The sequence below is a fragment of the Bullifex sp. genome (assembly GCF_034103065.1).
Taxonomy (GTDB): Bacteria; Spirochaetota; Spirochaetia; order Sphaerochaetales; family Sphaerochaetaceae; genus Bullifex.
Map to the genome: position 1 here is coordinate 1 of NZ_JAXEGN010000009.1, position 10705 is coordinate 10705.

10 protein-coding genes are annotated in these 10705 nt (G+C 34.3%); 2 read left to right on the forward strand and 8 right to left on the reverse strand.

Annotated features, from left to right (window positions below; all coding sequences use genetic code 11):
* Positions 1–64 precede the first annotated feature (64 nt).
* Both SOY52_RS00280 and SOY52_RS00285 read right to left on the reverse strand, forming a co-directional pair.
* Entirely contained in the window at positions 65–466 is a 402-nt protein-coding gene (locus SOY52_RS00280) for a GtrA family protein (RefSeq protein ID WP_320846986.1), read from the reverse strand.
* On the reverse strand, positions 463–1404 hold the full coding sequence (locus SOY52_RS00285; RefSeq protein WP_320846987.1) for a LacI family DNA-binding transcriptional regulator: 942 nt from the start codon (positions 1402–1404) through the stop codon (positions 463–465). The genes SOY52_RS00280 and SOY52_RS00285 overlap by 4 nt, the downstream gene beginning before the upstream one ends.
* Positions 1405–1648: 244 nt before the next feature.
* Between SOY52_RS00285 and SOY52_RS00290 the strand changes: the two genes are divergently transcribed.
* Both SOY52_RS00290 and SOY52_RS00295 read left to right on the forward strand, forming a co-directional pair.
* Entirely contained in the window at positions 1649–2650 is a 1002-nt protein-coding gene (locus SOY52_RS00290) for a hypothetical protein (protein ID WP_320846988.1), read from the forward strand.
* Positions 2651–2661: 11 nt separating this feature from the next.
* Entirely contained in the window at positions 2662–3699 is a 1038-nt protein-coding gene (locus tag SOY52_RS00295; RefSeq protein WP_320846989.1) for an FAD:protein FMN transferase, read from the forward strand.
* Here SOY52_RS00295 and SOY52_RS00300 read toward each other — a convergent pair.
* The 6 genes from SOY52_RS00300 to pdxT form a co-directional block, all read right to left on the reverse strand.
* Entirely contained in the window at positions 3696–4448 is a 753-nt protein-coding gene (locus SOY52_RS00300) for an ABC transporter ATP-binding protein (RefSeq protein ID WP_320846990.1), read from the reverse strand. The two genes, SOY52_RS00295 and SOY52_RS00300, sit on opposite strands and share 4 nt — an antisense overlap.
* Positions 4448–5413 (reverse strand): iron ABC transporter permease, encoded by a 966-nt coding sequence (locus SOY52_RS00305; protein WP_320846991.1) that lies wholly within the window; start codon positions 5411–5413, stop codon positions 4448–4450. Before SOY52_RS00305 ends, SOY52_RS00300 begins: the two co-directional genes overlap by 1 nt.
* Entirely contained in the window at positions 5410–6318 is a 909-nt protein-coding gene (locus SOY52_RS00310; RefSeq protein ID WP_320846992.1) for an ABC transporter substrate-binding protein, read from the reverse strand. The genes SOY52_RS00305 and SOY52_RS00310 overlap by 4 nt, the downstream gene beginning before the upstream one ends.
* Before the next feature lie 106 nt (positions 6319–6424).
* Positions 6425–8968 carry an FAD-dependent oxidoreductase gene (locus SOY52_RS00315; RefSeq protein WP_320846993.1) on the reverse strand — a complete coding sequence of 848 codons (2544 nt, stop codon included), beginning with the start codon at positions 8966–8968 and terminating at the stop codon, positions 6425–6427.
* Positions 8969–9019: 51 nt separating this feature from the next.
* A complete protein-coding gene (locus tag SOY52_RS00320) occupies positions 9020–10120 on the reverse strand; it encodes an alpha/beta hydrolase (protein WP_320846994.1) in 1101 nt (366 codons plus the stop codon).
* 48 nt (positions 10121–10168) lie between these two features.
* On the reverse strand, positions 10169–10705 hold a 537-nt coding region (gene pdxT / locus SOY52_RS00325), incomplete at its 5' end, for a pyridoxal 5'-phosphate synthase glutaminase subunit PdxT (protein WP_320846995.1).

A 10705-nucleotide genomic window follows, 5' to 3' on the forward strand; every position in this document is an offset into this window, starting at 1 on the left:
TGTGGATCAAATAGATAATTTGGTAAAACCATAAACACTCCTTATCTGCTATTACAATTGTTTATTATCTACTTTTAAATATAAAAAGCTTTCCACCGAAGTAATTTATTAAACCGACACCTAATGCTGCTATAAACTTCATTAGAAGTGGTAGTAAGTTTAATAAATCAACACTAATAAACATAAATATTACATCCAATACTCCTGAAAGCAATCGACATAAAAAGAAGTTAATAAACTCAACAAATATATATTTTACTCTTCGTTCAGTAGATTTATAAACAAAGAATTTATTAGTAAAAAATGCAAATACTAAAGTAATGGTCCAAGCAATAATTGTAGATATCACATTACTAATCATGAATTTTTGATAAAAAATCATGTATAAGAGAGCATTAAGTATTGTTGCTTGAAATCCAAAAACTATGTAGACAAAGAAATCACGATACTTTTTTAATACATTCATTTTTTAACCATATTAATAAATAAAGAAGAAATAAAGATATTGATATTTGATTTTGGTTTTCTAGCATTATTTAAAATTAACTCAATAGCTATTTGCCATCCATCATCAGGATAGGTAACCACTACAGGAAATCTTGTATCGCCATTACTCATACTCAAAGGCATATCATGTGTTAATACCATTGGGATATTAAGACCAAGCTTATCATATTCTCTAATTACTCCTTTTTCTATTAGTTGACTTGATACAATTATTGCCTCTGCACCATTGTGAATTGCTGCATGTAATAGCGTAGAACCTTCACTATCATTTAAGTAGCCCTTAAAAAATAGATTTTTACTATATATACCTTTTTCCTCTAGCTTTTTCCTCATTATCTTATTATTAAGATCACCAATTACAATATCGTTTATTTTATATTCACCACCAATATACGCAATCTTATTAGTATATGCGGTAAGATATTCTATTGCCTTTGACCAGGCTGGATTAGGGTCAATAATCATTCTATTATTTTTATAATCTAATTGTTTATCAGAATTAACTATTAAAATATTTGATGTACAAAGTAAAAGTTGGTTAATCTCTTCTTGAGTAAAGTAACCAACAGCAACTAATCCATCAACCTCTTTTATTTCTCCTTTTGAAAGTCTAACAAATCTAATATCTATTGGATTATCTTTACTCTTAGAAAAGTGCATATCATAGCCGGGAACCATACCTTCAGGTACAATCTTCCAATCCAAAACCCCAATAACGAAGGTTTTACCAACCTTCTTTTTTCCTCTTGGTGTTTGATAACCATATTCAGAAGCATACTTCAAAACATTAAGCCTTACTTGTCTAGATACAGAGAATGATTGATCATTATTTAGTATGCGAGAAACTGTTGCAGGAGAAACACCTGCTATCTCAGAAAGCTCTTTAAGGGTAACCATTGTTTTATTATAAAATTATTTTTTATAAAAAATACATATTTTTTACTAAAAATTTAGTAAAAACATCCAACTAAATAACTTTTATAAAAATTATATGTCATATGTTATTCACATATAAATTATACAATATTCAAACATTAAATATTATGTTTATTATTTTTTTTTACATGTTGATTAGCTTAAAGGATTTAAAAAGCTATTCAAGATAGTTAAAACTAACTAAAAAGAATATAAAGGGAAAAAAATGAAGAAATTAATTGCTATTCTTCTTGTTTGCTTATTAGCAGCTACAACAGTTTTTGCTCAGGGCCAGATGGAATCAGAAAGACCAGCTACACCTGAAGTTAAGACAGGACTTGCTCTTATTACATCAGCAACAGGTAAGTCAGCTACAGATAAGGCTGATGGACAGGGTACTGCAGAGATTAATATTGTTGCAGTAACAGTTGATGCCGAAGGCAAAATTGAATCATGTGTTATCGACGCTATTCAGGGTAAAGTAAAGTTCTCTAAAGAAGGTAAGCTCGTAACAGATAAGAGTGTTCCAGTACTTTCTAAGAACGAACTCAAGACAAAGTATGGTATGCTTAAGGCTAGTAAGATTGGTAAGGAATGGAACGAACAAGCAGCAGCTCTTGCTCAGTATGTTGTAGGTCTTACAGCTGATGAAGTTAAGGCTATTGCTTCTACTTCTGCAGCAAGAAACGGTGTTGATCTTGCTTCTTCTGCAACAATGGGCCTTGATGGTATCATTGCTACAATTGCTAAGGCAGTTGAAAATGCTCAGTATCTTGGTGCTAAGAGTGGTGATGAACTTTATCTCACACACTATACAAATAACTCAAAGAGTAAGGACGCAACTTCTAAGGCAAATGGTCAAACACAGACATATGCTACAGTAAGTGCTATCACACTCAATGGTGATGTAATTACATCAATGATTGTTGATGCAGTTCAGCCAACAGTTAAGTTTGATGCTCAAGGTCAAGTTACTTCTGATTCAGCATATGTAAAGACAAAGAACGAGCTTAAGGAAGATTACGGTATGGCTAAAGCTAGCTCTATCGGTAAGGAATGGTACCTCCAAGCTCAGGCTTTCTCTCAGTATGCAACAGGTAAGACAATCAGCGAAGTAATGGGCACAGCTGTAAACGAAAAGGGTGTTGCTACAGATGCTGACTTAGTATCTTCAGTTACTCTTGCTGTTAAAAACTTTACTGACTTAATTGCAAAGATTGAGAAATAAGGATTTGTGATTTGAAAAAAACTAAATGGATAATAGCAATATTAACCATTATCATGGTTCTTACCGGATGTAATAAAAACACTTCATCCGGTAAAGATTTAGAGCGCTATAGCGCTACATTCCTCTCACTTTTTGACACTGTAACCTCTATGGTAGGTTATGCTGAAAGTGAAGAGGAATTTAATATTGTTACCAAACAGATTCATGATGAAATGCTTACATACCATCGTTTGTACGATATTTATAACAGCTATGATGGCATTGTAAACATGAAAGATATTAATGAAAATGCTGCTAAAGCTCCTGTTAAAGTAGACCAAAAGATAATCGATTTATTACTATTTTCAAAAGATATTTATAAAGAAACAAACCATAGAGTAAACATAGCACTTGGAAGTGTACTATTACTTTGGCACGAAGCTAGAGAAGATGGATTATATGACCCATCATCAGCATATCTACCTGATATGGATGAATTACTAGAGGCTAGCAAACATACAGATTTAGATAAAGTCATAGGTGATGATGAAAATAATACGGTTTACTTTGCTGACCCTGAACTTCGGCTTGATGTAGGTGCAATTGCCAAAGGCTATGCAACCCAAAAAGCAATTGAAAAAGTAGACATTAGTTTACTCATAAGTGTTGGAGGAAATGTTGCTTCAACAAAGGCAAAGCCTGATGGTTCTGAATGGATAGTTGGTCTACAGGATACCGAAGGTGTTGATGGAAGCTATAAGCAAAAAGTAAAGCTTGATAAAGGTGCCGTTGTAACTAGTGGAGACTACCAGCGCTATTACGTTGTAGATGATGTTGCATACCACCACATTATTGATCCTGATACACTTATGCCAGGACGCTATTGGAGAGCTGTTTCTGTTATTGTTCCAGATTCAGGACTAGCAGATGGACTATCAACTGCCCTATTTTTAATGAATATGGAAGATGGTCAAAAGCTACTTGATAAATTCAATGGAGTTGCACTTTGGACTGCACTCGATGGAACAGAATATAAAAGTAAAGGCTTTGATAAAGTCGCTAAAGACTAATTGGTGTGCTTTTTGCACCACCAATGGTCTTTTTCTTTTATAACCTCAATATCAAATACTTTATCTATTAATCTCGATGCATAAACATCCTCAGGGGAACTAGAAGATATAATTTGTCCCCTATCCATTAAAACAAAATAATCAGCTATCTCTAATGCATGACTTAAATCATGAAGCACCATAACAACTGTTTTTCCTTCCGTACATAACTTTCTAGCCATTTCTAAAAGTTCTAATTGATGAGAAATATCTAAAAAAGTAGTAGGCTCATCAAGAAGGAGAATATCACTACCCTGACAAAGCGCCATAGCGATATAAACCTTTTGTCTTTCTCCACCTGAAAGATTACTAACCATCTTATTTTTTAAATTAATAATCCCCATTTTTTCTAGAGCCTCATCGACAGCAATTTTATCCTCATTTCTATATCGTCTTGGGTATGAGAGGTATGGAAATCTACCATGTAAAACTAAACTACTTACACTTATCTCAGGAACACTTCTATTTTGAGCTAAATACGCAATTCTTTTGGCTTTATCGGAAAGTGATAAAGATTCTAGATTAATACCATTAACTTCAACCGTACCACTATGTCTTATAATTCCTGCAATCGATTTTAAAAGTGTTGATTTACCAGAACCATTTGGCCCTGCTATAACACTAAGCTTGTGTTCTGGTATCGTTAATGAAATATTATTTAAAATATTTCCATCTCCATATCCAGCAGATAGGTTTGATATTTTGATCATTATCGTCTCCTCTTTAACACTAAGATTAAGAAAACAGGTCCGCCGATAAGTGCCATTATTATTCCAACTGCAAGCTCATAAGGCCTAAATAAAGACCTTGCTACTATATCACAAAGGGTTACTAAAATAGCTCCTAAGATAGCAGAAAGCAAGATAGAAAATCTCTTATCGCCCTTAAGGAGCTTTCTTGTTGCATTTGGAACTAACAATCCTACAAAACCTAAAAGGCCAGTAAAGCTAACGGCTGCTCCCGCAAGTAGTGATGATAGCACTATAAAAAGTGCTCTAACTCTTTTTACATTAAGGCCCAAGGAAGCTGCTTGATCATCACCTAGAGCTAATACCTCTAGTTCATTAGAAAGTGTGCAAGCTACGAAAATAGAAATAAAGATTAAAATAGTTGCAGGGTATAGGCGCACAGCTGAAACAGCTGAAAATCCTCCTACAGCAAAGTCACTGCCACTCATTGAAGCGCTAGGTATTAAATTAGTTAAAGTGTCACTTAAAGCACCTAATATGTAGTTCATCGATACACCACAAAGCAAAACTGATGTTCTACTAGCTCTAAGACGAGATGAAATAAGCATAATAAATAATGAAGTAACCATAGCTCCAAAGAAGGCACTAATACTCATCATAAAACCAGAAGTAACGCCAATAGCACATGATAGTGTTACAGCAAGTCCAGCTCCTGAATTAACTCCAATTATTCCAGGTGCTGCTAAATTATTTGCAAGGACACTTTGTAGTATAGCTCCTGAAACTGCTAATGCAGCTCCAGCAGCAATACAAGCAATTGTTCTAGGAAGCCTTGAATAGAAGAAAATGTATCTGCTAATACTATTTTCAGAAAATATAGATGCTATTAGCTCCTTTGGAGTAATAACAACACTTCCTATAAGTAAGCTTAAAAAAAATGCACAAATTAATATAACTGAAGATATTAAAACTATGTGCTTTTTCATTTATTTAAAACCTCTGCAAGTCCTCTATATGCCTCAGCCCACCTATGATTAGGTTTCAAGTTATAGAGATTTTTATCCATAAAATAAACATTATTATTTTTTACTGCAGATAGCTCCTTCCAAAGAGGATGGTCTTCAAAATATGATTGAACATACTTTTTCATACCCTCTTCATCATCACCACGCTGAGTGATAAAAATATATTCTGGATCTTCTTTTAAGATGTACTCAATACTAAGATTTTCTAATAAGCTTTCTTCGCTATCAGCTAAGTTAATACATCCAAGATCATTTAGCATTGCTCCCATGATACTGGATTGACTATTTTTAGCTTTAAAGTATTGAGTAGATGCAAGCATACAAAGCACCTTAGGACTATCTGCTCGTTTATTTTGTAAGATTTGTTTTATTTCCTTTTCAACATCAAGGCCATACTTTTGGTATAAATCGCGTCTATTATTAATCGTTGCGAAGATATCAAGTACATGCAAATAATCATCAAAGTCATAAACCTCTAAATAAGCAGTAGGAATGTTCATTCCTTCGAAGTTTTCCTTCCAAGATAATTGTTGATTATTATTAGGACTTGCAAGAATAAAATCAGGATTTGAAGAAATTAATCCTTCTAAACTTAATTTAGAAATCTTTCCAAGGTTTACTACATCTTCAGCTAAATTAAGGTTCAAATCATTCCATCCATCATCAGGGCAAGCTACAACCTCTCCGCCAGAGAGCATCCATATTTGAGCTAAGCTTCCAATTAATGATGCAGTGCGATTATGTGAAGTAACCCTTACTTCTCTTGATAAATCATCAGTAAAAACAAAACTATCCTGACTTTCAGCCCTTTTTGTGCATGCTGAAAGCAGGATAACTATAGAAATTAAAATTATTATTTTTTTCATAAAACACCCAAAATAGCAGTTACCATCAAGAAAGCCAAAAAATAGTGTCTTTTAAAGCCCTTTTCTACATTTGAGTCTGGCAGCTACAATCTTTTGGTGTTTTTAGTTAGCAAGTTGCTCCACCCTTAACATCCTTATGTAAGATAGCATCTTTGTCAATAACTGAATTAAGAAGTTTATCATTTACATAATCAAATCCTAAGCGTGCAACAGTATCAGCAAAGCGTTCTCCGGTCTTACCTTCATCACGGAAGAGTAAAATTGCTTTTTCAACTACATCCATTAACTCTTCTTCACTAGTGATGATTCTAGTTAATGGAAGACCATGTGCAATCTTTTTACCCCATCTTCCACCGATATATACTCTATATCCTGGCATGTACTCTTCAGTTACCTTGAATGGACACTTACCCTTACATCTTGAGCAGTTATTACATTCATTAGGATCAACAGAAAGCTTACCATCAACAACCTTTGCAATCTTAATTGGACAGCTATTTACAACCTGACAAACCTTACAGCCCTTACACTTTGAAGTATCAAAAACAGGTACGTTTTGACCAACGATACCAAGGTCATTTAAGTTTGGTTTTACACAGTTATTTGGACAACCACCAACAGCAATCTTAAACTTGTGAGGTAGTGTAACACCATGATAACCTACATAGAATTTCTCATGTAATTTCTCAGAGAGTGCAAAGGTATCAGCAAGACCGTACTGACATGTAGTACCCTTACAAGATACAACAGGTCTTACTAAGCTACCTGTTCCACCTGTTGAAAGTCCTCGTTCTTTTAAGAAGTCAATAAGAGGTTGGATATTTTCATACTTAACCCCTTGAACCTCTAATGTAAGACGTGTAGTCATGGTAATTTCACCAGAACCAAACTTTTCACAAGCTTCCCAAATAGTCTTTTGCTCTTCAGCTGTAATCTTACCATTACGAGTAATAATTCTTACATTAAATACATCTGGATATCTTTTATCTTGTAAACAACCAAGAGCTTTAACTCTTCTTACCTCTTGTGGAGGAATTGCACCTTCAAACTTTACTTTTACATCATTAAGAGAAACACCTCCCTCTAATGACTTTGTTGCAGTAAAGCCCATTGCTTTAAGTCTATTTTGAACTAAATAAGACTTTCTACCTCTAGCACAAACGAGTAATAGCTTTTCATCTTTTGGAGTATCTTTAAATACTTCCTCAAGCTTATCAAATGGTGCAAATATTGCCCCTAAAATAGTTGGTGCATTATTTACATCTATTACTTTATAGCCATTTGCTTTACCCATCAAATACTCATATGGAGTAAAGCTATCGAGAGTACCATTAATTTTATTTTCAAGTACATAAGCAGCTTGAACAAGAGGATTAATAGCTGTTGAAAATGGTGGAGCATATGAAAAATCCATACTGTCAAGATCTTCAAGTTTTGCGCCCATATATATTGCACAAACGGTGCTATCAACAATTTTATCAACACTACCTGGTCCTACTACCTGGATACCAAGTACTTTATGTGAAGTTTTATCAGCTACAAGTTTTATTACAAAATTTCCACTACCAGGATAGTAATGTGCTTTATCATCAACAACTAAAGAAACACTGATTGCATCATAGCCTTCATCAAGAGCAGCTTTCTCTGTTAAGCCTGTTCTACCTGCATTTAAGCCTTCAAAGAGACGTAGTACTGCAGTACCTAAACAACCTCTATAGCTAATATTTTCTCCGGTTAAAGACTTGGCAAGGATACGACCTGTAATATTTGCAGTAGAACCCATTGCTGAATAAGCTCTCTTATTTGTTAAAGCATTAGTAACAAGAGCGCAATCTCCAACAGCATAGATATCAGGAATATTTGTTTTCTGCTGGCTATCTACAACTATTGCCCCCTTCTCCATCTCAATACCTGTTCCAGCTAAGAAAGCTGTAGATGGTTTAACTCCGAGAGCAAGAATTACGATATCTGAATCAAAAGTTCCTCTATCAGTTTTTACACTTACAGGGGTAATTGCTTCAAGCTTAGAATTGTTAATTACTTTAATTCCAGCTTTACTAAGCTGTTTCTTTATATACAAAGCCATATCAGGATCAAAGAGGCCTGGAAGAACTTGTGATGCCATATCAATTGCAGTTACATCGATACCCTTTGCCTTGATATTTTCGCTTACCTCTAAGCCAATAAAAGAAGCACCAACAACTACTGCTTTCTTAACATTATTTTCTTCAATATAGCGCTTGATAGCAACTGCATCGTCAACACTACGCAAAGTAAAAACATTCGAAAGAGTTGCACCTTCTATTTCAGGTACAACAGGATTTGCTCCAGTTGCAATAATTAACTTATCATAGTTAACTAAGCTACCATCCTTAAATGAAACACTTTTTTCACTAGGATTAACACTTACAGCTTCCATCTCAGTTTTTACATTTACACCAGTTAGTGATGAGAATTTCTCAGGAGTATTTACTACCAAACTTTCTTTATCACTGATAAGACCACTTATGTAGTATGGAAGGCCACATCCCGCATATGAAATATCCTTTGACTTAGTATAAATGGTAACATTGTTGCTTCTATCTTGACGCATTAACTTTGCTGCAGCCTTAGTACCTGCAGCAACACCACCCAATATGACAATATTCATGTACTATACCTCTAGAAAAAGTATACATTTATTATAGACCTTGTAAAATAATTATTTTATCAAACCATCAAGAAAATCAAAAACTGTAACCCAATATGCATTTGCAATTACATCAGGAGAATTGAAAATCTCATGGTGAGAATCAGGGCACATTACAACATGTACTCTTTCAGCCTTGGAAGCAAACTCTAACTGCTTATCATTTCTAACTAAGCTATCTATTTCTGCCTGTAAAAGTAAAACAGGAATCTTTACCTTTTCTGCTTCGCTTTGTTTTACCATCTTCTCTGTTGCTTTTAATGCAGCATTTAACCAAGACCATGTAGCACCATAGGTTTGATGGTACTCATTTTCCTTTCTCATATCAAAAAAGTATTTGTACCTTGGATAGCTTGTTGCAGGACATCCTGGATCTGCAAATGATTCTATAGCATCCCAATCATAGTGGCCAAAGATATAATCATCACCGGCCCCAAATAGATTTGCAGAACCAGATAGGAATTTAGCAGCCCACTCTGGTACTGCTCCCATATTAATACCTATCATAGGGGATGATAATATTGCAAAGTCAAAAACATCTGGGTAGATTTCCAAGAATCTAGTTGCAATTCCACCACCCATTGAGTGTCCAAACAATACTAACTTATTATCCTTTGAACGAGGTAACACAACCTCATCAACAAATTGCTTTACATCCTCTGTATATACATTAAAGTCATCAACCGCTACCTTTGAGAGTGAAGATGCAACATCAGCTCTTCTTTCTGAATATCCATGACCATAGTGCTCTATCATATATACATCATATCCAGCTCTATTAAAGTAATAGATAATCTCACTATATTTTCTGATAAACTCAGTAAAACCATGTAAGATTACAACGCTTCCTTTTTCATCTTCGACATCAAATATTTCATAATAGATTCTATGTCCATCACGGTTGGAAGCTAAAACACCATTACTTTTTATTGTTTCAAGATATGGCTCAACCTCATTTTTCATAACCTCAGCGTAATTATCCTCTGCAACTATTTCAAAATCAGGACGAGAAATATCAAGAGGTAATGTATTCATTGTTTTTCCACTATATGATGTAGTAGAACACGAAACTAATAAAACACCTGCTAGTAATAATAAAATAAATCTCTTCATAGAAAAAAAATAACCATACATTTTCAGTATGGCTATATCACAATTGAATTATTTTGTAAGCTTCAAAAATAGCTCATGGCACCTTAAATCATTACTTAACTCAGGATGAAATGATAATCCTATTTGATTTTTATACCTTACCCCTGTAATTTTTCCATCATGCATAGAGAGGACCTCAACACCATCTTCTACATTAGTAATATAAGGAGCACGAATGAAAATCATTTCAACAGCATTAAGTGGACCTAAATTAGATGTGGTAATAAATGATGAGACTTGCCTTCCATACGCATTTCTTTTAACACTTACAGGAAGCGTTGAAAGATAAGTGTTTTCATCATTATCAATTTTATTTGCTAGTAGTATTAAGCCCGCACATGTTGCAAGAACAGGAAGCCCTTGTTCAATCATAGATTTAAGAGGAACCATCATATTAAGAGCCCTTAATAACTTTCCTTGAACTGTACTCTCGCCTCCAGGAAGAATAATTGAATCTATACTTGATAAATCAGATAAAGTTCTTACTTCCTTTGCTTTTACGCCAAGCTTTTCTAAAGAGATAATGTGTTCTCGAAAAGCACCTTG

What these genes read in the sequence shown, in the direction of transcription:
- SOY52_RS00280 (WP_320846986.1), bottom strand. Translation starts at nt 466, where the DNA reads ATGAATGTATTAAAAAAGTATCGTGATTTCTTTGTCTACATAGTTTTT.
- SOY52_RS00285 (WP_320846987.1), bottom strand. Translation starts at nt 1,404, where the DNA reads ATGGTTACCCTTAAAGAGCTTTCTGAGATAGCAGGTGTTTCTCCTGCA.
- SOY52_RS00290 (WP_320846988.1), top strand. Translation starts at nt 1,649, where the DNA reads ATGAAGAAATTAATTGCTATTCTTCTTGTTTGCTTATTAGCAGCTACA.
- SOY52_RS00300 (WP_320846990.1), bottom strand. Translation starts at nt 4,448, where the DNA reads ATGATCAAAATATCAAACCTATCTGCTGGATATGGAGATGGAAATATT.
- SOY52_RS00305 (WP_320846991.1), bottom strand. Translation starts at nt 5,413, where the DNA reads ATGAAAAAGCACATAGTTTTAATATCTTCAGTTATATTAATTTGTGCA.
- SOY52_RS00310 (WP_320846992.1), bottom strand. Translation starts at nt 6,318, where the DNA reads ATGAAAAAAATAATAATTTTAATTTCTATAGTTATCCTGCTTTCAGCA.
- SOY52_RS00315 (WP_320846993.1), bottom strand. Translation starts at nt 8,968, where the DNA reads ATGAATATTGTCATATTGGGTGGTGTTGCTGCAGGTACTAAGGCTGCA.
- SOY52_RS00320 (WP_320846994.1), bottom strand. Translation starts at nt 10,120, where the DNA reads ATGAAGAGATTTATTTTATTATTACTAGCAGGTGTTTTATTAGTTTCG.